The following is a 21,242-nucleotide window of genomic DNA, read 5'->3' on the forward strand; positions in this document are numbered from 1 at the left end:
GGCCAGGGTCACCGGGAGCCTCCGTAGCGGTGGATGACGCCCGGACCGCCGTCGAGCCAGAAGAAGGGGTACGGCTCGGCGGACACGGCGCTCACCCCGGCGCCGAGGAACCGCGGCAGGACGGCGCTACCGGTCTGGGCGAACATCACGAGCGGCGTGCCGGTCCGGGCGGCGTGGTCGAGCAGCGGCTGGAAGGAGCCGTTGCCGAGGGTCATTCCCGAGGCGAGGATCGCGTCGCAGTGCGCCAGCTCGGCCCGGGCGTCCGTCCGGACCGGCTCGCCCCACTCGGTGGCGCCGCCCTTGAGGTCGCAGGGGACGTACCCGATCCCGCGGGCGCGCAGCTGCTCCAGCAGGGAGTTGACGACGCCGACGACCAGGACCCTGCGCGGCCCGGACGCGGGCAGCAGATCGACCACGGCGCGGGCCCGGTAGCGGGACCGGTGCAGCGAGTCTCCCCGCGGGACGACGTGGGGCCGGGCGCCGTGTTCGGGGGTGTGCGGGCGTACGTGCATCAGGTAGGCGTCGAGTGCGGCGATCCGTACGGGCAGGAGGGGGTGGTCGAGTAGTTCGGCGACGCTCGCCCCGGCGCAGTCGTCGAGGGCGGCGGCCGGCAGGCTCCGGGGTTCGACCGCGCAGGATCCGACGGCCGCCGCGAGCCGCAGGCTGAGCACCTCGTTGCGGTAGCCGCCGGCCCGGCCGTGGTGCCGTACGGCCTGTGAGGTGGTGAAGGCGACGGAGACGCGCTCGTGCGCCGGGTCGGGCCCGTACGCACCGGACCGGACCTGTCGGACGAGGGCGCCGACGCTCGGCACGGCGGGGGCGTGGGGGGCGGGGCCGGCGTGGGGCAGGGTCGCGGTCACGCGGGCACCGCCGCGGGCTCCTCGTAGCAGGGGCGCAGCCGCGTGACCAGCCGCTCGGCCGCCTCCCGTGCGCCGCCGCCCTCCGGGTCGGCGGTCATGACGTGGCCGAGGTATTCGTTGTTGCTGGTGGCGGCGTGGACGGCGCGGCCGGGCGCGGCGAGGCTGAGCTCCAGGACCCGCGGATCGCGTCGGACACCGTCGGCTCCCCCGATGCCGGTGAGCGTGACGGCCGCGCCCCGCCGGGCCTGCGCGGCGTCGTCGGGCAGCAGGAAGGCGATGGCGGCGCTGTGCACCCCGGTCGGGCGGACGGCGAGGTCGGGTGCCCGGTCGAGGGCGACGTCCACGCAGGCGGCGACGAGGTCGACTCCGGTGACGCGGCGGACCAGTTCGGTGATGCGGTTGCCGGCCGGGCGCGGGTTCACCTCCACGAGCCGGGGTCCGGCGGGGGTCAGTTTGACCTCGGTGTGACAGACCACCCGGTCCAGCCCGAGCGCCTCGACCGCGGCAACGGCCGTGCCGACTGCGGCCCGGGTCCGCGCCGGGGCGAGGGCGGCCGGGAACATGTGGCCGGTCTCGACGAAGGCGGGCGCGCCGCCGATGCTCTTGTCCGTGACGCCCACGACCTGCGGGGCTCCGCCGAAGGAGACGGTCTCCACGCTGACTTCGGGTCCGGTGAGGAACTCTTCGAGGAGGATGGCGGGAGCGCGCTCCTGGCCGCGCGCGTTGACCGGGAATCCGGCAAGGGCCCGGCAGGCCGACTCCAGCTCGCGCTCGTCCTCGACCCTGCGGACCAGCATTCCCGCGCACAGGTCCACGGGCTTGACGACGAGCGGGTAGCCGAGGTCCCGGGCGGCCGCTGCAGCCCCGGCCGGATCGGTGCACACGGCGAAACGCGGCCCGGGCACCCCGGCCGCGGCCAGCACCCGGCGGGTCCGGTCCTTGCGGCAGGCGGACTCGACCGCCTCCGGTGCGGGCCCGGGCAGGGCGAGCCGCTGCGCGACGCGGGCGGCCGCGGGCAGGTAGTAGTCGCAGGAGGAGACGACGCCGTCGAAAGCCAGCACACCGTGCAGTTGCTCCGCGCGGGACAGCAGCGCGGCCGTGTCGTTGGTGTCGGCCGTGACGGTGTCGCGCGCCGCGAGCAGCGGGTGCGGTGTTCCGTCGGCCGGGGCGGAGCGCAGGTAGTGGTGCAGGTCGCGGGTGACGAACGTGAACTCGTGTCCCCCTTCGCGGATCGCGGCCGGCAGCAGGCCGCTCATCGACCCCACCCAGCTCTCGATCACCAGTAGATGTCCCACGGGACTTCCTTTCCGACCGCCGTCGCGTGTGCGGGCATGCGTGTGGCTCGAACGGGCCGCGGAGATCGCGGAACGCCGCACACCGGGACGTTATCGGAAAGCGTTTTCATTTCCAATAGCTCTCGGTGGTCCCGAAGCTCCCTTCCCGGGGAGCGTTTTGGTTTGGCGGTCGATCCTCAATACGATCCGGCGATGATCACAAGAAAATGGGTGGCGGCCGGGGCCTGTGGCCTGTTGGCCACCGTGGCGGTCGGGCTCTTCCCGGCGAATGCCGTCGCCGGCGAACCGGTGGCGAAGGAGTCCCCCAAGGTCGAGCTGGTCCTCGACGTCAGCGGCTCGATGCGGGCGACCGACATCGACGGCAAGTCCCGTATGGCCGCGGCGAAGCAGGCGTTCAACGAGGTGCTGGACGCCACACCGAACGAGGTGCAGCTCGGGATACGGACCCTCGGGGCCACCTATCCCGGTGACGACAGGCAGCTCGGCTGCAAGGACACCAAGCAGCTCTACCCGGTCGGCAAGCTCGACCGGACCGAGGCGAAGACGGCGGTGGCCACCCTGGCCCCGACCGGCTGGACGCCGATCGGGCCGGCCCTGCTGGGCGCGGCCGAGGACCTCAAGGGCGGTGACGCCACCCGGCGGATCGTGCTCATCACCGACGGCGAGGACACCTGCGCCCCGCTCGACCCCTGCGAGGTGGCGCGGGACATCGCGGCCCAGGGCATCCACCTCGTCATCGACACGCTCGGGCTCGTCCCCGACGCCAAGACGCGCAACCAGCTGATCTGCATCGCCGAGGCCACCGGCGGCACTTACACTTCGGTGCAGCACACCGCCGAGCTCTCCGGCCGCGTCAAGCAGCTGGTGGACCGGGCGGCGACCCCGGTCCTCACCCCGGTGGCGACCGAGGGCGCCAAGCAGTGCGCGGGCGCCCCGCAGCTCGGCGCGGGCCTGTACACGGACCGTGAGGCGTTCGGCGAGCACCGCTGGTACCGGGTGGACGTCAAGCCCGGCCAGGAGCTGCGCGCTTCGGTGAGCATCGCCGCCGACCGGGCCGTCAACAACGACTACGGCGTCCTGCTGCGGGCGACGACCGTGCACGGACGGGAGATCGTCCGCGGCTCGGAGGCGGGCGACGGACGCACCGACATGCTCTCGACCGGTCTGCGCTACCCGAAGGCCGAGGTCGACGACGACGCGGACGGGGACGGCAAGCCGGTGGCGGAGACCGTCTGCCTGCAGGTCAGCAACTCCTTCTCGGCACCCGCTTCGGTCAAGACCACTCCGGGCCTTCCGGTAGAGCTGACCATCGACGTGGTCGACGGGCCCGACCACGCGTCCGACGCGGCGGCGTTCGGCCTCGGACGCGGCTGGTGGTTGCTCGGCGTGCTGGTGCTCGCCGGTCTCGTCGCCGGTCTGCTGTGGGGCTGGATCTCCCGCTGGCGCATCTCGGTATGGAGGACGAACTGATGCGTACCGTACGCATACTGACCGCCGCTGCCCTCGCCGTCGGCGGGGCGCTCGGCCTCGCCGGCACGGCCATGGCGGACACCCCGTCGGCGAGTGCGAGTGCAAGTGCCAGCCCGGCCGGCAAGGCCTCCGGGCCGACCGAGGCGGGCACCGCCTTCCGTACCGCAACGCCGATCCAGCCGGGCCAGCGGGCCACGGCCGACGCGTCGACCGGCGACTACCTCTACTGGGTGGTCCCACTGGACTCGGGGCAGCGGGCCACCGTCAAGGCCACGGTGAAGCTGCCTCCGGCGGCGAACCGGCACGGCGCCTCTACCTGGCAGCTCGACGTGTACGACGGGCTGCGCCGCCGCCAGGCGTGCACCTACGGCACGCAGCAGGCCGCGGCGGCCAAGGAGGCCCCGTCGGTCGAGCTGTCCTGCACCCTGCGCACCGTCCGCCCGGGCGCCGAGCCCTGGGCCAACGACCCGCTGCCCGGCAGCTACTACCTCCGCCTGACGGTCGTCGGCGTGGCCGAGGAGGACCTCGGTCTTCCGGTCCGGGCCGAGGTCGAGGCGGCCACCCGGGACACGGGCGGCGCCTTCGCGGTGGACGGCGCCGTGGCGGCACCGCTCGTACCGGGCATCGGCGGGAAGGCGCAGGCCGGCGCCGGGAGTACGGCCAAGAAGCCGGCGGCCGTCGGCGAGCCGGCCGACGGCTGGTCCGGCGGCCGGTGGTCCGACCGCTGGGTGTGGACCGCGGCGGGCGGGCTGCTCGGCGCCCTCGCCGGCATCTTCGGCTACTCCCTCACCCGCGGCCGGGGCCGCCCCTCCCGGGTCCCGCCCCACGCCTGACGCCCCCGGCGGCCACGGCACCCGGCCGTGGCCGCCCCGGGCGGCCCCGGGCGGCCCCGGTGGTGACCCGCGGGTACGCGGATAGCCTGGTGGAGGGGCCGCACGGCGAGGTGGTGGGTCATGTCCGAGAGCGACCGGTACTGGACCACGGGGAACTGGCACGTGTCGGAGGGCAGGGAGGACGAGTTCATGGAACGCTGGACGGCCTTCATGACCTGGACCGGTGCGGCGATCAACGGCTTCCTCTCCGCCAGGTTGGTCCGTGACACGGCCGACCCGGGGCACTTCGTCTCCTTCGCGTCCTGGCGGGACCCGGAGGCCATGGGCACGTGGCAGCGCAAACCCGAGTTCCACGAGCTCTTCGGCGAGTGCCGTGCTCTGTGCGACAGCGTCGAGGCGGGCGGCTACGTCCTCGCCGCCGATGTCCGGCCGTAACCCGTGGGTCACCGGATCGGCGCGGCCCCGGCAGCCCTCAGTAGCCCGCCTCCGCGTGTCCCGACTCTGCCGAGATGTCCAGTCGGCCCGGCGCCGCGGGGTCGTGCAGCCCGGGTTCGACGTCGCAGCGGCCCGTCCCGGCCCCGGCCGTGACCCGGAAGCGGGTGGCCGTCGGCACGGTCAGCCGCAGGCTCCCCGCGCCCGCCCGGGCGGTGACCCGGTCCGGCGGGGCGGCGAAGCGGGCGACGGCGGAGCCCGCCCCGGCCCGGATGTCGGCCTGCGGCGAGGTGAGGCCGGAGGCTTCGAGCGAGCCGGAGCCGACGCTCGCCCGCAGCGGACCGCGCAGCGCGCTGAGCCGGAGCTGCCCGCCGCCGACCTCGGCGTCCACGGGGCCGGCCAGCCCGCTGACGGACACCGTCCCGGAACCGGCGGTCACCTTGACCGGGATTCCGGCGGGCACGGTGACGTCCAGGTCGACCGAGCAGCCGAGGCCGGACTCCACGAGGGCCCCGGCCGCCGGGCAGCGCGGCGTCAGCTTCAGGGTGTCGCCGAGCCAGCTCTCCTCGATCCTCGGAGCGGTCAGCGACCAGCGCAGGTCGGCCTGGTAGACCACCTGCCGGTCGGAGCGGGGCGTGACGCGCACGTCGGCGCCGCCGGCCTCGATCTCCACGGCGGACACCGTCCGTTCACCACTGGCGCCGCTCAGCGTCCCGTGTTCGGTGGACGTGTACGCCCAGCCCTGCCAGACGGCCGGGGCGACGACGAGCACCGCGCTGAGCGCGGCGGCCACGGTCCACGCCACCCGCTGCGGACGCCACCGCCCCCGGGCGGCGGCGCCGCTCACGAGGCGCCGTCCAGGAACCGCAGGACCGCGAGGACCCGCCGGTGGTCGCCGTCGGCCTGCGGCAGGTCGAGCTTGGCGAGGATGTTGTTGATGTGCTTGGCGACCGCGCTCTCGCTGATGACGAGATGCGCCGCGATCCCCGCGTTGGAGCGCCCCTCGGCCATCAGGGCGAGCACCTCGCGTTCGCGCGGAGTGAGCCGCTCCAGCGGGTCGTTGCCCCCGCGGCGCAGCAGCAGCTGCGAGACGACCTGCGGGTCGAGGGCGGTGCCGCCGGCCGCGACCCGTTTGACGGCGTCGATGAACTCCTCGACGTCGGCGACCCGGTGCTTGAGCAGGTATCCGATGCCCCCGGTCCGGCTGGCCAGCAGATCGGCGGCGTAGCGCTCCTCCACGTGCTGCGAGAGCAGCAGGACCGCGGTCCCCGGCCACTGTTGACGGATCATCAGGGCCGCGCGCACGCCCTCGTCGGTGAATCCGGGGGGCATGCGTACGTCGACCAGCGCGAGGTCGGGCTGGTGGGCGGCGACGGCGGACAGGAGGGCCTCGGCGTCCCCCGTCTCGGCGGCCACCTCGAATCCGGCCATTTCGAGGACCTTGACCAGCCCTATTCGCAGCAGCACCGAATCCTCGGCGATCACAGCCCGCACGGCAGCTCCACAGTCACGACGGTCGGGCCCCCGAGGGGGCTGTTGATCAGGATGCTTCCGTCGACCGACCCTACGCGTTTGCGCAGGCCCACGAGTCCGGTGCCCCCGGCCGGGTCCGCGCCGCCCACCCCGTCGTCGGTGACGGTGATGCGCAGCAGGTCGGCGTCCCGGGAGACCTCCACCCGGCAGCGGGTCGCCTTGGCGTGCTTGGCGACGTTGGCCAGGGCCTCGGAGACGACGAAGTAGGCGACGGCCTCGACGGTGGGGCCGGGCCGGTGCGCCAGGTCCACGGTCAGTTCGACCGGCAGGGGCGCCCGGGCCGCGATCCCGGAGAGGGCCGCGTCGAGTCCCCGGTCCTCCAGCACCGCCGGATGCAGGCCGCGCACCAGGTTGTTGAGCTCCTCGATGGCCTCTTTGGCCTCGCGGTGGGCCTCGTCGATCACGGCCTTCACCTCGGGCGGCAGATCGGTGAGCGTGGCGCGGGCGATGCCGAGGTTCATGGCGAGGGCGACCAGCCGCTGCTGGGCGCCGTCGTGCAAGTCCCTTTCGATCCTGCGGCGTTCGAGATCGGCGGCGTCGAGGACACCGGCCCGGCTCTCGGCGAGGTCCTCTACGCGGCGTTCGAGTTCCTTGGCCCGGTTGGGCCCGAGGAGCGCGGCCGCGGCGAACGCGTCGAGCCGGGCCAGGGCGGCGGCGAGCCAGGGAGTGGTCAGCAGCAGCAGTCCGCCGAGCACCGTGACGACGTCGTAGCTCGCGGTCCAGCCCGGTGCGCGCTCCTCGACGGGGAGCATCCAGGCCCAGGCGTACACGGCGGCGCCAACCGCCCCGCCCGCCCAGGCCAGGACGATCAGCGCTCCGCCGACTCCGGCGAGCGGGCTGACCAGCAGGTGGTAGCCGTACTGCCGCCAGGTCGACTCGGAGCGCAGCCGTTCGAGCAGCCCCCGCGGGCTCAGCGGCCGGTGCCCGTACGCGACGGCCGGTATCTCCCGCTCCAGCAGCTCCCGGAACCGGCTGCGCTGGAGGAGGGTGAGCAGCGGGCCGAGGATCAGCACCGCGAGCAGCGCGGCAGCCGCGCGGCCCGGCGCCACGACCATGGAGGTGAAGGCGGCCGCAGCGGGCAGGGCCATCGGGATCGCGGCGGCGGTGAAGGTGGTGCTCCGCCAGGCCCACGCGGACCAGGGCGCATGGTCGGCGAGTCGGCGTGTGGTACGCCGCAGCGCCCCGGAAAGTCCCATGTCCGTACGGTAATCGCACTGATCGGGGCTGCTCCACCACGCTGGTACCCGCCCGGGGGTGTAGCCAGTGCCACCCCCGGTTCGGACAGTGCCGCTACTGATTCCGGCCCGCCGCGCGACCAGAGTGGTCGTCGTACCGGGGGACGGACCGCCGGACCGGAAGGAGCTCCACCGCCATGACTCTCGTCGCCCCGCGCTTCCAGCCCCGCCGCATGCCCCGTCCGGCCACGCTGCTCACCGGGGCCGGAGTGGCGCTGCTGCCGTGGATGGTGGTGCTGGCGAAGACGCTGCCGCAGACCGCAGAGGTCGCGAACTGGTCCACCGCCTGGATCGGGCTGGACGCCCTGCTGGCGGTGGGTCTGACCGGTACGGGTCTGCTGCTGGGCCGCAGCGATCCTCGTGCGGCGCCGATGGCCGCGGCGACGGCCGCGCTGCTGGTGGTGGACGCCTGGTTCGACGTGACGACCGCGGCCGGGGGCGGCGCCCGGGCGGCGGCCCTGGCCCTGGCGGTGTGCGCGGAGCTGCCGCTCGCGGCGCTCTGCGCGGCGGTGGCGACCCGCCGCCCGGTGCTCTAGCGTCGAAAGGGCGGGGCTGAGCGATGCGTCGAGCCGGTCGCCCCGGAGTGCCCGCTTCCGCGCCGCCCCGCCCGTGGTCCGGCGCACCGGCGGACCGCGTCACCGACCGAGAGAGCAGGTGCGTCCGCATGCGTCCGTCGGCCCGTATCCCCAGCATCCTCGCCGGCTTGGTCCTCGCCGCCGGCGGCACCCTCGTCGCCGCCCCGGCCGCCACCGCAGCCCCCACCAGCATCCAGGACTGCGAGCAGTACGTCGTGCAACACGGCAAGCAGGTCACGGCCGCCGTGGGACAGGCGTGCTACGAGGGCCAGATCGGAAACCAGACCAGCTGCGCCGCGAGCCTCCAGGCGGCCGGAATCTCCGCGAAGATCGCGAGCGGGGCCTGCCGGGCGGCCCACTAGACCGGCTGGACCGGGTGGCCGTCGGCGTCGGTGGGTTCCCTCTGGGTGGAGAACCGGGAGACGAACACGTCGAAGAGGCCGTCCGGGCGGCGGGTCAGCGTGGCCCCGTCCTGCCAGATGCCGTTGTCCGGCCACCACTGGCTGCCGTACGGGTCGCCCTGGTTCTGGTGGATGTTGTGCATGCCGAGCCCCTCGTCGAACGGCTCGCCGAACACCAGGACCTGCCGGCCCACGACGAGGATCGGCTCCAGCGCCTGGGAGGCCTCCAGGTAGGAACCCGAGATCCAGGGCCGGGGCGGGTTCAGCCGGTCCAGGATCCGCTGGATCCACTGCGGCGGGTGGCCTCCGAGCAGACAGCCGGGGCGGTCCGCGAGCGCCGGGTGCCGGAGGTAGTCGAGTGCGCCCGATCCGGAGGTGCGGGCGAGGTCGTGGTACCCGGGCGCCGGTGAGTCGACGGGTTCGAGCACCGAGGCGTGCAGCGTGAAGACCTTCCACTGGACGCCGGTCGTGGACTGCTTGCTGTCCACGTCGACGGCGCATTCGTAGCGGCCGGCCGGGGCGTCGACCTCCAGGTGGACGTGGAACCAGCGGCCCTGGTCGTCGGGCCGGTCACGGAAATGACGGTGCAGGGTTCCGGACAGCACTCCGTAGTTTTCGAGCGGCATGGCGCCAGTGAACCACCCGGGCCGCCCGGCGGCGCCCGCTGCGCGCCCGCAGGCGTCTCTGCGCCGTCCCTCGGCCCATGGAGAACACTTGACGGAACGTTGACTCCCTCCGGAGCGAGGCCCGCCGGCGCGGTGGCTACGGTCCCTCCCATGCCCCTACCTCCTCCCCTCCCGGTCCTCCCGTACCGCAAGCCGACCCGCGGGCGCGACTACTGGGTACTGGACGACGTACTGCCGGATCCGGCCGCCGTACGGGATCGCTGCCTGGCCAAGGACGACTGGACGGAGGGCTATCCGCACAAGCCCGAGAGTTGGCCGGGGCTGCGCGCCATGCCGGGTCTGGAGCCCGATGAACTGGCCTTGTTGGAGCGGCTGGTGCGGAAGTCGACCGGCGCCCCGAAGATCTGGGCCGAACGACCCGCGGGCGGCGGCACGTTCAACCACAACTGCGTCCAGGTCGTCGGCGAGGGCGAATCCGAGCCCCGCCCGCACACCGACTCGCGGAGCCTGTGCCGCTACGCCGCCGTGCTCTACCTCAACCCTGACGTGCCGAAGGACTGCGGGACCAGCTTCTACCGCCAGAGCCTGCCCGGTGGCGCCCTGGGCGGCAACCAGGTGATCGCGCCGCACAACAACCTGGTCGACGCGCTGGGCACCCGCTTCGTCTCGCCCGACTCCTTCACGGAGGACGTACGGGTCCCCCACCGCGCCAACCGGCTGCTGCTCTACTCAGCGAACCTGATCCACAGCGCCACGGGCTACTGGGGGAAGACCCTGGAGGAGAAGCGGATGACGGCCGTCTTCTTCTGGAAGGCCTAGCCGCGGGTCGTGCGGATGCGCTCCGCCTCGGGCGCCGACGGCTGGACCGGGACCGCGGGGACCGCTGCCGGGTGCGCGGCGTGCCGGCGGATGTCGTGCACGGCGCGGCGCAGACCGCTGCGCAGCCGGTGGCCCAGGGGGCGCTCTATCAGCCGGTGTATGAGCCAGGCGAGCGCCACCATGAGCGCGGTCACGCCCAGGACGAGGGGGACGGGCCGCACGTCGTGGCGGAAATGGTGGATGACCGTCAGCCCGGCCATCATGTGGATCAGGTACAGCGGATAGGTGACCGCTCCCGCGTGCCGCAGCCAGCGCCACCGGACGCGGTCGAAAGCGCCGAGGGCGATCCCCGCCATGACGAGGAACCCGCAGGCGATGACGACGTGGGCCGGCCAGACCGGCGTCTGTGCGGCGGCGGCGCGTCCCAGGTTGCTGATCATGCGGCCCTGGACGTAGCTCTGCGCGAGGACGAACTGGAGGCCCGCGATGCCCCACAGGACGGCATTGGGCCCGAAGCGGCGCATCAGGTGGAAGGCGATGCCTGCGATGAAGTACGGGGAGAACGTCGGGATCGCGAAGAAGGACAGCACACCGCTGTCGGCGGTGGGCGCCACCACACCCGCCACGGTCCAGACCGTGCAGAAGAACACGCAGTTGCGGTAGGTGACGCCGCGCAGCACGACCAGCGCGAACAGGGCGTAGAACTTCAGCTCGACGAAGAGGGTCCAGTACGCGTCGTCGATGTGCGGCACCTTGATGCCCCCCTGGAGCATCGACAGGTTCACCACGACATCGCTGAACGCCTTGACCCCGCGCACCTCCGGCCAGGCGAACAGGACACCGGCCGTGAAGAGGACGGCCGCCCAGTAGGCCGGAAAGAGACGGGAGATGCGGGAGGCCGCGAACTCGCCCACACCGCGGCCCCAGGCGCTCATGCAGATGACGAATCCGCTGACGACGAAGAAGATCTCGACGCCGAGCCAGCCGTAGGCGGCGCAGGCGCTCGCGCCGGGGAAGACGGTGGCGGCCGGTTCCCCCCAGGCGCTGTCCAGAGCCATGTAGTGGTAGCACAGGACGCCCAGCGCGGCGACGATCCGGACGCCGTCCAGGGCGGCCAGGCGGGCGCCGCCGAGCCGCGCAGCGCTCGGGCCCGGGTGTCCGACGGCTCTCGACGCGCTCATACCGTGGTTGCCGCTTCCATTGGATGACTGTCCGACGATCGGATTTGATCAACCGGCACCCTACAGGTCACCCACGAAGCCCACCCCGTCCGCGGCGCGAGGTGTGACGGAAGTCTGACGAACGCCCTCCGACCCTGGTGCCGGGCCGGCCGGCGGTGGTCTCATCGGCTCGTGAGCCCAGCACCCGTACCTGCACCCGCCCCGCGGCAACCCGACCCCGACGGCCACGGCACACCGATCGGGCGCCGGCTCGTCCTCGGCATGGTCGGGCTCGGCGCGGCCGGGCTGGTCACCGCCCCCTACCTGCAAAGCGGCTTCGAGGCGTTCCTCGGCGCGGCCTCCGACAAGGACCCCACCGGCCTCACCGGCCTGCTGCCGAACGGCGGCGGGTTCCGCTACTACTCGGTGGCCTCCTCGGTCCCCGAGCGCCGTCCCGAGGACTACCGGCTCACCGTCGACGGCCTGGTCGACCGCCCCGTGACGTACACGCTCGACGAACTCCGGCGGCTTCCGCAGACCCGCGTCGTACGGGACGTCCAGTGCGTCACCGGCTGGCGAGTTCCCGGCACCCCCTTCGAGGGGGTCCCGCTGTCACGGCTGCTCGACGCCGCCGGGGTGCGACCCGAAGCCCGGGCCATCCGCTTCAGCTGTTTCGACGGCACGTACACCGAGAGCCTGACCCTCCCCCAAGCCCGCCGGGACGACGTCATGGTGGCGCTGCGCATGCAGGACAAGCCGCTGGGCCACTCCCACGGCGGTCCCGTCCGGCTGTTCGTCGCCCCCATGTACTTCTACAAGTCGGCGAAGTGGCTCTCCGGCATCACGCTCACCCGTGACGTAGAACCCGGCTACTGGGAGCGTCTCGGGTACGACGCCGACGCCTGGGTCGGCCGGTCGAACGGACGCGACGATGCCCCTACCGTCTGAGCCCGCGGCGCAGCGCTCCGGGCGCGTGCGCCGGTTCAGCCGCGCCGAGCGGTGGATCCACCGGGCCACCGCCGCGCTGATGGGCCTGTGCATCGCCTCGGCCGCCTGCCTGTACCTGCCCGCGCTCGCCGAACTCGTGGGCCGTCGGCACCTGGTCGTCACTGTGCACGTCTGGTCCGGGCTGCTGCTCGGCGTGCCGTTCCTGCTGGGGCTCGCCTCCCGGGCCTTCCGCGCGGATCTGCGGCGCCTGGGCCGCTTCGGGCCGCACGACGGGGTGTGGCTGCGGGCCGCCCTGCGGCGCGACCGCGTCACGGCGCGGCCCGCCGGAAAGTTCAACGCCGGGCAGAAGGTGTACGCGGGCTGGCTGGCCGGGGCGGTGCTGGTGATGGCGGGCACCGGGATGCTCATGTGGTGGACCGGCCTCGTCCCCCTGGTGCAGCGTACGGCCGCGGTCTTCGTCCACGACTGGCTGGCCCTCGTCGTGGGTCTCGTGCTCGCCGCGCACATCGGCAAGGCCCTGGCCGATCCCGAGGCGCGCCGCGGGCTGCGCACGGGTTCCGTCGGCCGTGCGTGGGCGGAACGCGAACACCCGCTGTGGCAGCCCGAGCGGGCCGAGGAGGCTGCCGAGGCCGAGCGGGCCGAGAGGTGACCCGCGGGGCCGGCCGACGGCCCCGCGGGAGTCTTCGGCGTCAGCCGCCGTCGCGCACCGCGACGATGCCGTTGAAGACGCCGACGTACGCCGTGCCGTCGGGGCCGAGGGTGATCGGCGCCCAGTTGTTGTCGTACAGCGGGCCGGTGCCGGTCAGCTGTCGCCAGCGGCGCTCGCCGGTGCGGAAGTCCACCGCCGTGAGGTACCAGGCGTCGATGCCCCAGGCGTTGGGTTCCTTCTCGTAGAAGTAGAGCAGTCCGTTCGCGGTGGAGAGCTTGGGGACGACGGACGGCGAGCGGATCGAGCTCTGCCACACCGTGTCGCAGCCGCTGCCGTCGGCGCGGACGTCGATCCGGCTGACCCCGCCGACGACCGACTTGCCGAGGAGCAGGCTGGTGAGGTTCTCGTAGCCGTAGTTGTTCTCGACGACGATGCTGTTGCCCCAGGTGATCAGGGAGTTGTCGGTGGTCGAGGCTCCGCTGCCGAACACCGGCACCTTGCAGACCAGCCGCCGGTCGGCCGGGACGTCCGTGCCCCGTTTGTAGACCAGGACGTTCATCCGGTCGTCGGCGTTGTCGGTGATGGCGACGTAGCCGTTGCCGAAGAGGTCGGGGGTGGTGCCCGAACCCTGGTTCACGGAGCCGGGTTTGGTTCCGGTGCCGCGGTCGTAGGTCTGGCGCCACTGCACTTCGGGGGTGCCGTCGGCGGCGGCGCGGAAGCCGTAGAGGGCGTGGTCGGAGACGATCGACACGCCGTCCGCGGCGACCGAGAACGAGTTCTGGATCTCCTCACCCGGGAGCCGGATCGAGCGGATCTGCGAGGTCCGCGGGTCCACGGTGCCCACGCGGCCCTGGCGGGTGACCCACCAGATGCGGCCGTCCCAGTCGGGCATGACGGAGGTGACGGGGTCGCAGGTGCCGCTGGGCCGCAGGTTGGTCCAGGTCACGCAGTCGTGCGGGACCTGGCCGGTGAGGTCCCAGTCGTCGTCGACGGTGAACGTCCAGCTGCCGTCCGGGCGCTGCGCGTGCGAGAGCCGCAGGACGTGCTGGCGCGAGTCGGCCAGCACCGCACGGTCCTGGTCGTCCAGGTAGAAGTACGCGCCGCCCGAGGTGTCCTTGAAGATCTTCGAGAAGTCGAGGGAGGTGATCGCCTCGACCGTCGAGGAACGCTGCGGGAGCTGGTGTTCCGCGAGCGTGGCGAGCGTACGGGGGTCCAGCAGCTTGACCTTGAAGCCGGTGAAGGTGCCGCAGACCGTGACCAGCCGGCCACCGGCGTCGAACGTGGCGGTGGCGCACTCGCCGCCGAGGGCCGCGATCTTCTCACTGGTCACCCGCGGGTTCCTGCCGAGCGGCCCGGACCACGGGGAGGTGGCGCTGCCCCCGGCGTCGGAGTGCATGCCGCTGCGGCCGTTGGGCGCGAGGAACGGGTGCTGGGGCGGGGTTTCGCCGGGCAGCGGGACGGCGGCCGCCGGGGCGCCGTCGTAGTGGCGGACCAGGCGGTGGCCTGGGGCCTGGGGTATCTCGTCGGCCTGGGCCGGGGAGACCCCGTACATCGCGGTGAACACGATGAGGGCGGGAACCACGGCGCAGTTCAGCGCTCTTCGGAACATCCGGTCTTCCTCCGTTCTCTTCAGCTCTGTTGACAGTGCGTATGACGTCGCGCCGGCGGCAGACGCTAGATCGCACGGCCGGAGGAGTCCATGGAAGAGCCGGATGATTCATGAAGGCGCAACAGACGATCAAGGCGGCCCGGCCCGGTCCGGCTTAAGGGCGCAGGGCGGAGACCACCTCGGCCGTGGCCGAGAGCCCGTCGTGGATGGTCGCCGCCATGCTGCTGCTCGCGAGGTAGAAGCCGAGCAGCACGCAGACGAGGGCGTGGGAGAACTTGAGGCCGCCGCTGCGCATGAAGATCCATGCGAGCACGAGGAGCAGCACGACCAGGGAGAGCGAAATCACCATCGATACCTCCTTAGGCGGCGCCATCGTGGCGCAGGAAGGGGTGCCTTCGGGCGAAACCCGTGTCCGCCGTACGGGTGTTGACCGTCCGTGACGGGTGCTCGGTGCTTGACGATCTCGTCCCGGTCGCGCACACGGTCGCACCGGTGGTCGAGCAGGACCGGGTCGTGGCCGACGGCGAGGAGCCCGGCTCCGGTGTCGGCTCGGTGCTCGTCGACCACTCCCACCAGGGCGGCCGTGGTGGAGGCGTCCAGCATCACGGTCATTTCGTCGCGGACCAGCCAGCGCGTGCGCAGCGCCAGGGCGCGGGCCGGACAGGCGCGTTGCGGCTGGCCGTCGCCGTCCTCGTGGGGCGCCGGGTGAGCCGATCCGGACCGAGGCCGACACGCCCGGCCAACTCGGCGACCGCCCCGTCCACTTCCTTGCGTCGGCCCGTTGCCCGGAGGGGCTCGGAGACGACGGGGCTGCCTTCCTCGCCCCGCACCCCGACCGGCACCCACCCGAACTCTCCGGCGGACAGGCCCAACGGGCCGCCACCGCCCTGGCCCTGATCGGTGAGGCCCCGCTGCTGCTCGCCGACGAGCCGACCACCGGCGACGAGCTGCGCCCCACCCCCGGGAGGTGCGAGGGTCCGCTCGTCGGCGAGCCGGGCCGATCCGGCGGTCTCGGCGTTGCCCGCGAGCAGGCCGGGCAGGGCGGAGGCCGCAGCCGCTCTGCGCGACGGGGGCGCGGCACTCGCCGGCGGTCAGGGTGAAGTCGGCGGCGGTGACGGCTTCGACGTACCGCCCACCACGCATCCGGAACCGCACGGACAGCGGGTCGACGTCGGGGACCGGGGGATCCGGGGTCACAGGGTCAGCTCCGAACGGCGGCGGGGGGGCAGGCGCTCGCGTCAGGTGCCCGCCAGGCCTGCGGCGCCAGGGTCGGGACGACCAGGAAGAGGCCCGGGAAAGGGTGGGCCACCAGTCGCCGGTGGGCGGGCGGTCCGAGGCCGAGGAACGACAGCGCCGACTCGTGCCGCATCGCGTCCGGGACCATCAGCCCGGCGGCGAGTCCCGCCTGCGGCAGCACCGCCGGCACCAGGTCGCGCACGATGACCCGCAGCCGCGAGGCGGGAGCGCAGCGACAGCACCTCGGCGCGGACGATCCGCGCGGTCGACAGCCAGTGGGCGAGCTGCCCAGCAGCAGGTGCGTGATGGAGGAGAGGGTGTTGACGGCGCGCATGGCGAGCCGGTCGGTCCAGCCGCCGAGCGCCCCTGCGGCCGCGCCCAGGGCCGTGCCGGTCACCAGTCCGCCAGTCCGCCAGTCCGCGAGCAGTGAGACGCGCGGTCCGTACGCGCAGCGCACAAGCAGGTCGCGGCCGACGTCGTCGGTGCCTAACCGGTGCGCCCAGAGCGCGGCCGGAGTTCGTCGACAAATCGAGCGACTCCGGTCACACCGGCCCCGCCGCCAGAGCCCGCGGTGCGCAGGCCTTGCCGCGCCGCCCGCACCCGTGCCATATATGTCTAGACCTTTACGAGGAAGCGGAAGCCGAGGAAGGCCCCCCCCGTGCGACGCACCGCCCCCCTGCTCGCCCTCTGCCTGGCCGCCGCCGGGCTCACCGCCTGCTCACCGGCCGACACCAGGCCCCCGGCGGCCCCTGCCGGGATCACCGCGCAGGCCGGCAGTGCCACCTCCGTGCACGTCATGTGGCAAGCGGGGGCTCCGGCCGACGGAGTGACCAACTACCAGGTCTTCCAGGCGGGCCGGCTGGTGCGCGAACTCCCCGCCGACAAGACGATGGTGGACGTCACGGGCCTGGCCCCGCAGACCGCCTACGCCTTCACGGTCCGGGCCCGGGACGCCGCCGGGAACACCTCCGGCCCGAGCGCGTCCGCCTCGGCCACCACCCCGGCGGCCAAGGCCGAGGACCGCCTGGCCCCGACCGCCCCGGTCCGCACCACGGGGCGCGCGGAGGGCCCCCGGAGCGCCACGCTGTCCTGGACCGCGGCGACCGACGACACCGGCGTGACCGCGTACGACGTCTACCAGGGCGGCATACGGATCCACACGGCCGGCCCGGGCGAGAGCGCCACCACGCTGACCGGCCTCCAGCCGGACACCGTCTACACCTTCACCGTCCGGGCCCGCGACGGGGCCGACAACTCCTCCCCCGACGGCCCGCCCGTCGAGCTGACCACCCCGCCCTCCGCCGGACAGGGCCCGGGCACCGCGCCCACCGCATTCACCGCGACCGCTTCCCCCGGCGCCGTCACACTGACCTGGACGGCCCCCGACACCGGCCGCCCGACCGGTGAGTACGAACTCCACGTCAACGGAAGGCCCGTCACCGTCATCCAGTTCGGCGCCGGCGCCGTGCCCCCGTCCGGAGCCAGCCGGGTGGAGCACCGGCTCACGGTGACCGAGCCGGCCGGCACGCGGTGGACGCTCAAGCTCCGCGCCCGGCTCCCCGACGGCAACTGGGGGGCCTTCTCCGCGGAACGGAGCATCGTACTCGTGGCGTGAGGAGTACCGCCGGCGTCCCCGCAACGTGACAGCAATCCGGACGGAACGGCACGGCCGGACAAGAAGATCGCGCACAATACATCCGTGTTCGGTGAGTACGCGTTCAACAGACAACAGCCGGATTCCACGGAGCCCGACGACGATTCCGAGCCGGATCCCGCGGTCCTCCCGGGGAACCTGCCGCCCGACACGGCGGCCTTCATCGGCCGGGAGAGGGAACTCGCGGAACTCCACTGCCTGTTGCGTTCCCGCAGGCTGACCACCCTGACCGGGGTGGGCGGCGTCGGCAAGTCCCGCCTCGCCCTGCGGGCCGTGACCGACCCCGAACAGGCCCGGCCCGACGGGGTGTGGTGGGTGGAGCTCTCGCCCCTGCGCGACCCCGGCCTGCTCACGATGACCGTCGCCCACGCCGTCGGCCTCGCCGACCACTCCGCACGCCCCCTCGACGAGGAGCTGTGCGCCTGGATGGCCGACCGGGAACTGCTCCTCGTCCTCGACACCTGCGAACACATCGTGGCCGAATGCCGCCACCTCGTGGGTGAACTCCTCCAGTCCTCACCCGGGCTGACGGTCCTGATCACCTCCCGCGAACCGCTCGACAGCCCCTGCGAGAAGGTCGTCGAGGTCTGCCCGCTGCCCTGCGAGGGACCCGACAGCGACGCCCTCGCCCTGTTCCGCGCACGCGCGGTGGCCGCGACCCCACAGGCCGCGGCCGCCTTCGACGACCCCGGCCGGGCCGCGCTCGCGGCCGAGGTGTGCCGCCGCCTCGACGGGATCCCGCTGGCCCTCGAACTCGCCGGAGCGCGGCTGCGGTTGTGGACGATGGAACAGATGGCGCAGCGTCTCGGCGCCCGCTTCGCCGTGCTGTCCGACACCCGGCCCGTGGTCCAACACCGGCACAGGCACCGGACGATGCGGACCGCGATCGGCTGGAGCCACGAGCTGTGCGAGCCGGTGGAACGGCTGTTGTGGGCCCGACTGTCCGTCTTCACGGGGGACTTCGACGTCGCCGCGGCCCGGGCGGTGTGCGCGGGCGGTCCGCTCCCGGCCTCCCGGGTGGAGCGGGTGCTCGCGGGCCTGGTCGCGAAGTCCGTCGTGCGGCGCTCGCTGGAGCGGGGCGCCGGCGCCCGCTACCGGATGCTGGACACCATCCGCGAGTACGGCCACGACTGGCTGGCCGAGCTCGGCGAGGTGCAGACCGTCGCCGACCGGCACGCCCACTGGTACGCGGCGCTCACCCAGGCCGCCGACCGGGGCTGGCTGAGCCCGCACCAGGTGGACTGGTACCGCAGGATGACCGCCGAGCACGCACAGCTACGGACGGCGCTGGAGCACCTCCTGGGCGCCGACCCGGCGGCCGCGCTCGAAATGGCAGGGGCCCTGTGGTTCTTCTGGTTCTCCTGCGGGCACGTGCACGAGGGCCGGGGCTTCCTCGAAAGGGCCCTGCGCACGGCCCCCGGCACGGGCGCCGCGCACACCCAGGCCCTGTGGGCCCTCGGACTGACCGCCCTGCTCCAGGGTGACATGGACGCGGCCCGCGAACTGGGCGGGGAGTGCACCCGCGAGGCGGCCCGGCTGGCGGATCCCGAGCGGGAGCTGCGCGCGGCGTACCTGCGCGCGGTGTCGCTGCTGATGCCCGGGGACCCCGTACGGGCGCTGGAGCTGGCGGGCCCCCGGGCGCGGGCCGGTCACGGCGGCCGCACCAGCGGCCCGGGCTGGCTGCTGTGCCGGCTGGCCACCAGCTACGCCCTGTGCGACCTGGGGCGCTTCGAGGAGGCCGCCGAGGAGGCGCGGGGACTGCGGGAAGCCTGCGCGGAACTGGGCGAGCGCTGGCTGCGGGCGTACGCCGACTACGTGCTGGCCCTCGCGGCGCTCGGGCTCGGCCACCACGGGGAGGCGGCACGCCACGTGCGGGCGATGCTCTCCGGCAAGCGGCTGCTCGGAGACCGGTTCGGCATCGCGCTCGGCCTGGACCTGCTCGCTGCGGCGGTGGCGGCCCTGGGCGACGGGGAACTCGCGGCCCGGCTGCTGGGCACCGGGCACGCCTGGTGGCGCACGGTCGGCCGGCCGCAGATGGGCTCACCCTCGCTGACGGCCCTGCGGGACCAGGGCGAGCGGCAGGCCCGCGCGGCGATCGGGGACGATGCCTACGAGGCCGCGTTCCTGGGTGGAACCACGGCGTCCACCGGCTGAAGCCCAGCCGGTGGGGCCGCATGACGTCGGAGCTCCCGTCAGTACGGGAGGGGTCTGCCCGACGGTGTGCGCAGGTCCAGGTCTCGGGGTGCGGGCTTGGGGACGGGCTTGCGGATCAGTTGCTGGCGCATGCGGCCTCCTTGCTCAGACCAGGGCCGGGCGGCGGGGTTCCACCGCACGGCCGTCGGGAAGCAGCTCGCCGGTATCGTCGAAGATCACCAGGCCGTTGCAGAGCAGACTCCAACCCTGTTCGGGTCGGAAGGCCACGGTGCGGGCGGCGTCGTGATCGGCGTCGTCGGCGGACGGGCAGGGGGGCTGGTGGGAGCACATGGCGCACCTCCTCGCAGAGTGGGGCGGGAGGGCCGGTGGTCACCCGGTCAAATCCGCGATCCACGGTGGCGGTGAGTATTACTGATCGCCGCCCCCGGACGGAACCCATATTCGGGGTCCAGTTCAGGGTGTGTATGCCCGCTTACCATGCGCTCATGCCCGGTATCCGGATCGTTCACCGAACGCCGCTCCCGCCCGCCGAGGCGTGGCGGCGGCTGACGGACTGGGAACGCCACGGCGCACAGGTCCCGCTCACGCGGACGATCATCGAGACGGCGCCGCCCACGCGCGCCGGAACGCGCTTCACGGCGCGCACCGGCGTGGGCAGGATCACGTTCGACGACCCCATGGAAGTCGTGCTCTGGCGCCCCCCTGCCGACGCGTCGCCGGGGCTGGCCCGGCTGGAGAAGCGCGGCCGCACGGTCACGGGCTGGGCGGAGATCGGGGTGGGCCCCGGTCCGGCCGGCGGGTCGGTGGTGGAGTGGCGCGAGGAACTGCGCGTACGCGGGCTGGGGCGCCCCTTCGATCCGCTCGTCGCGGTGGCCGGCAAGCTGCTGTTCTCCCGGGCCCTCGCCCGAATGCTGCGGGGGTGACGGCGCGGGCTAGGGTTCCGTGATCACCGAGCACCGTTGGTCATCGCGAGAACGAGGAGAACCCCGTGGCCACTCCGCCACCGCAGCACGGCGCCGGCCCGTACCACCCGTATACCCCGCAACAGGGCGGCCCCTACGGCCACTACGGCTCGTACCCGGTGCCGCCGCAGCCCGGCCCGTACGGCCACCCCGCGGTGGCGGCCGCCCCGTACGGCTGCCGCTTGTGCGGCGCCGAGCCGGCCGTGCAGGCCACCGTACGGGGGCACCAGGGCATGCTCGTCCTGATGCGGTTCCTGCGCCAGGAGGGGCCGTTCTGCCGTGACTGCGGGTTCGCGACCTACCGCAGGATGTCCGCCGCCACCCTGTGGCAGGGCTGGTGGGGCCCGCTGTCGGTGTTCATCACGCCCTTCACCCTGCTGATGAACCTCGGCGCGCGGGCGCGCTTCCTCAAGCTCGCTCCCCCGGCGGGCGCCATCCTCCCCACCCTGGACCCGGGCAAGGCGCTGTGGCGCCGCCCGCCGGCGCTGGTCTTCCTCGTGGCGACCGTGCTCATCGCCTTCACACCGCCCACGCTCCTGCTGCTGGGCCTGACGATGTCCGGGGACGAGAAGCCGCCCGCGCTGATCACGGGGCAGTGCGTGCACAACGAGGGCGACTGGCAGGACCAGAAGCTGCTGGTCACGGACTGCGGCTCGCCGCTCGCGCAGTACCGGGCCACCCGGCCCGCGGACGCGCCCGGCGGCACCTGCGCCGCGCGCGACTTCCTCGCCGAACTGCAGTACAGCGAGGACGGGAACCAGCTCACCTGCCTCACGCCGCTGCGCTGACAG

22 protein-coding genes and 3 pseudogenes are annotated in these 21,242 nt (G+C 73.4%); 13 read left to right on the forward strand and 12 right to left on the reverse strand.

Going from position 1 to position 21,242, the window contains the following annotated elements; all coding sequences use genetic code 11:
- Positions 1–8 precede the first annotated feature (8 nt).
- Positions 9–860: a Rossmann-like domain-containing protein gene (locus OG974_RS09520; RefSeq protein ID WP_371646166.1), complete on the reverse strand. Its 852-nt coding sequence runs from the start codon at positions 858–860 to the stop codon at positions 9–11.
- Entirely contained in the window at positions 857–2,155 is a 1,299-nt protein-coding gene (locus OG974_RS09525; RefSeq protein ID WP_371646167.1) for an ATP-grasp domain-containing protein, read from the reverse strand. Before OG974_RS09525 ends, OG974_RS09520 begins: the two co-directional genes overlap by 4 nt.
- Before the next feature lie 192 nt (positions 2,156–2,347).
- Between OG974_RS09525 and OG974_RS09530 the strand changes: the two genes are divergently transcribed.
- From OG974_RS09530 to OG974_RS09540, 3 genes are all read left to right on the forward strand, one after another.
- Complete coding sequence (locus tag OG974_RS09530) at positions 2,348–3,625, forward strand: VWA domain-containing protein (protein ID WP_327282228.1); 1,278 nt, start codon at positions 2,348–2,350, stop codon at positions 3,623–3,625.
- A complete protein-coding gene (locus OG974_RS09535; protein ID WP_371646169.1) occupies positions 3,625–4,458 on the forward strand; it encodes a hypothetical protein in 834 nt (277 codons plus the stop codon). Before OG974_RS09530 ends, OG974_RS09535 begins: the two co-directional genes overlap by 1 nt.
- A gap of 120 nt (positions 4,459–4,578) precedes the next feature.
- Positions 4,579–4,893, forward strand: coding sequence for an antibiotic biosynthesis monooxygenase family protein (locus tag OG974_RS09540; RefSeq protein WP_327282230.1), 315 nt, complete (start codon positions 4,579–4,581; stop codon positions 4,891–4,893).
- 37 nt (positions 4,894–4,930) lie between these two features.
- On the opposite strand, the gene OG974_RS09545 is transcribed toward OG974_RS09540, so the two are convergent.
- Genes OG974_RS09545 through OG974_RS09555 form a run of 3 tightly spaced genes read right to left on the reverse strand, consistent with a single transcriptional unit; the run spans position 4,931 to position 7,619 of the window.
- The gene (locus OG974_RS09545; protein WP_327282231.1) at positions 4,931–5,737 is read right to left on the reverse strand and encodes a hypothetical protein; all 807 of its coding nucleotides are present in this window, start codon (positions 5,735–5,737) and stop codon (positions 4,931–4,933) included.
- Positions 5,734–6,384: a response regulator transcription factor gene (locus OG974_RS09550; protein WP_327282232.1), complete on the reverse strand. Its 651-nt coding sequence runs from the start codon at positions 6,382–6,384 to the stop codon at positions 5,734–5,736. Before OG974_RS09550 ends, OG974_RS09545 begins: the two co-directional genes overlap by 4 nt.
- Positions 6,372–7,619, reverse strand: a complete 1,248-nt coding sequence (locus OG974_RS09555; RefSeq protein ID WP_328762003.1) for a histidine kinase — start codon at positions 7,617–7,619, stop codon at positions 6,372–6,374. Before OG974_RS09555 ends, OG974_RS09550 begins: the two co-directional genes overlap by 13 nt.
- Before the next feature lie 176 nt (positions 7,620–7,795).
- Between OG974_RS09555 and OG974_RS09560 the strand changes: the two genes are divergently transcribed.
- Positions 7,796–8,194 carry a hypothetical protein gene (locus tag OG974_RS09560; protein WP_327282234.1) on the forward strand — a complete coding sequence of 133 codons (399 nt, stop codon included), beginning with the start codon at positions 7,796–7,798 and terminating at the stop codon, positions 8,192–8,194.
- A gap of 128 nt (positions 8,195–8,322) precedes the next feature.
- A complete protein-coding gene (locus OG974_RS09565; RefSeq protein WP_327282235.1) occupies positions 8,323–8,595 on the forward strand; it encodes a hypothetical protein in 273 nt (90 codons plus the stop codon).
- On the opposite strand, the gene OG974_RS09570 is transcribed toward OG974_RS09565, so the two are convergent.
- On the reverse strand, positions 8,592–9,260 hold the full coding sequence (locus OG974_RS09570; RefSeq protein ID WP_327282236.1) for a DUF2278 family protein: 669 nt from the start codon (positions 9,258–9,260) through the stop codon (positions 8,592–8,594). The genes OG974_RS09565 and OG974_RS09570 overlap by 4 nt on opposite strands.
- Positions 9,261–9,410: 150 nt before the next feature.
- Here OG974_RS09570 and OG974_RS09575 point away from each other — a divergent pair, with 150 nt between their 5' ends.
- Positions 9,411–10,079, forward strand: a complete 669-nt coding sequence (locus OG974_RS09575; protein WP_371646174.1) for a DUF6445 family protein — start codon at positions 9,411–9,413, stop codon at positions 10,077–10,079.
- Here the strand turns inward: OG974_RS09575 and OG974_RS09580 are convergent.
- A complete protein-coding gene (locus tag OG974_RS09580) occupies positions 10,076–11,260 on the reverse strand; it encodes an acyltransferase family protein (RefSeq protein ID WP_371646175.1) in 1,185 nt (394 codons plus the stop codon). The genes OG974_RS09575 and OG974_RS09580 overlap by 4 nt on opposite strands.
- A gap of 261 nt (positions 11,261–11,521) precedes the next feature.
- Between OG974_RS09580 and OG974_RS09585 the strand changes: the two genes are divergently transcribed.
- The gene (locus tag OG974_RS09585) at positions 11,522–12,187 is read left to right on the forward strand and encodes a molybdopterin-dependent oxidoreductase (RefSeq protein WP_371646779.1); all 666 of its coding nucleotides are present in this window, start codon (positions 11,522–11,524) and stop codon (positions 12,185–12,187) included.
- Entirely contained in the window at positions 12,171–12,836 is a 666-nt protein-coding gene (locus OG974_RS09590; RefSeq protein ID WP_327282239.1) for a cytochrome b/b6 domain-containing protein, read from the forward strand. Before OG974_RS09585 ends, OG974_RS09590 begins: the two co-directional genes overlap by 17 nt.
- Before the next feature lie 40 nt (positions 12,837–12,876).
- Here the strand turns inward: OG974_RS09590 and OG974_RS09595 are convergent, their stop codons facing one another.
- From OG974_RS09595 to OG974_RS09605, 3 genes and pseudogenes are all read right to left on the reverse strand, one after another.
- Complete coding sequence (locus tag OG974_RS09595) at positions 12,877–14,445, reverse strand: hypothetical protein (RefSeq protein WP_371646177.1); 1,569 nt, start codon at positions 14,443–14,445, stop codon at positions 12,877–12,879.
- A gap of 154 nt (positions 14,446–14,599) precedes the next feature.
- Complete coding sequence (locus OG974_RS09600; protein ID WP_327282240.1) at positions 14,600–14,794, reverse strand: hypothetical protein; 195 nt, start codon at positions 14,792–14,794, stop codon at positions 14,600–14,602.
- Positions 14,788–15,251: pseudogene (locus tag OG974_RS09605) on the reverse strand (hypothetical protein); the annotation flags it as partial. The pseudogene OG974_RS09605 and the gene OG974_RS09600, both read right to left, overlap by 7 nt.
- A gap of 3 nt (positions 15,252–15,254) precedes the next feature.
- On the opposite strand from OG974_RS09605, the pseudogene OG974_RS09610 reads away from it, so the two are divergent.
- Positions 15,255–15,386, forward strand: a pseudogene (locus tag OG974_RS09610) (ATP-binding cassette domain-containing protein); the annotation flags it as partial.
- Positions 15,387–15,683: 297 nt separating this feature from the next.
- Here OG974_RS09610 and OG974_RS09615 read toward each other — a convergent pair.
- Positions 15,684–16,183: pseudogene (locus OG974_RS09615) on the reverse strand (ABC transporter permease); the annotation flags it as partial.
- 156 nt (positions 16,184–16,339) lie between these two features.
- Here OG974_RS09615 and OG974_RS09620 point away from each other — a divergent pair.
- A complete protein-coding gene (locus tag OG974_RS09620; protein WP_371646179.1) occupies positions 16,340–17,296 on the forward strand; it encodes a fibronectin type III domain-containing protein in 957 nt (318 codons plus the stop codon).
- Positions 17,297–17,380: 84 nt separating this feature from the next.
- On the forward strand, positions 17,381–19,489 hold the full coding sequence (locus tag OG974_RS09625) for an NB-ARC domain-containing protein (protein WP_371646181.1): 2,109 nt from the start codon (positions 17,381–17,383) through the stop codon (positions 19,487–19,489).
- 144 nt (positions 19,490–19,633) lie between these two features.
- Here OG974_RS09625 and OG974_RS09630 read toward each other — a convergent pair whose 3' ends face one another.
- On the reverse strand, positions 19,634–19,819 hold the full coding sequence (locus OG974_RS09630) for a DUF5999 family protein (RefSeq protein WP_327282244.1): 186 nt from the start codon (positions 19,817–19,819) through the stop codon (positions 19,634–19,636).
- Positions 19,820–19,974: 155 nt separating this feature from the next.
- Here OG974_RS09630 and OG974_RS09635 point away from each other — a divergent pair, with 155 nt between their 5' ends.
- Both OG974_RS09635 and OG974_RS09640 read left to right on the forward strand, forming a co-directional pair.
- On the forward strand, positions 19,975–20,412 hold the full coding sequence (locus tag OG974_RS09635) for an SRPBCC family protein (RefSeq protein ID WP_327282245.1): 438 nt from the start codon (positions 19,975–19,977) through the stop codon (positions 20,410–20,412).
- 65 nt (positions 20,413–20,477) lie between these two features.
- Positions 20,478–21,239: a hypothetical protein gene (locus OG974_RS09640; protein ID WP_327282246.1), complete on the forward strand. Its 762-nt coding sequence runs from the start codon at positions 20,478–20,480 to the stop codon at positions 21,237–21,239.
- Positions 21,240–21,242: the final 3 nt, after the last annotated feature.

This window comes from Streptomyces sp. NBC_00597 (genome assembly GCF_041431095.1).
Classification (GTDB): domain Bacteria; phylum Actinomycetota; class Actinomycetes; order Streptomycetales; family Streptomycetaceae; genus Streptomyces.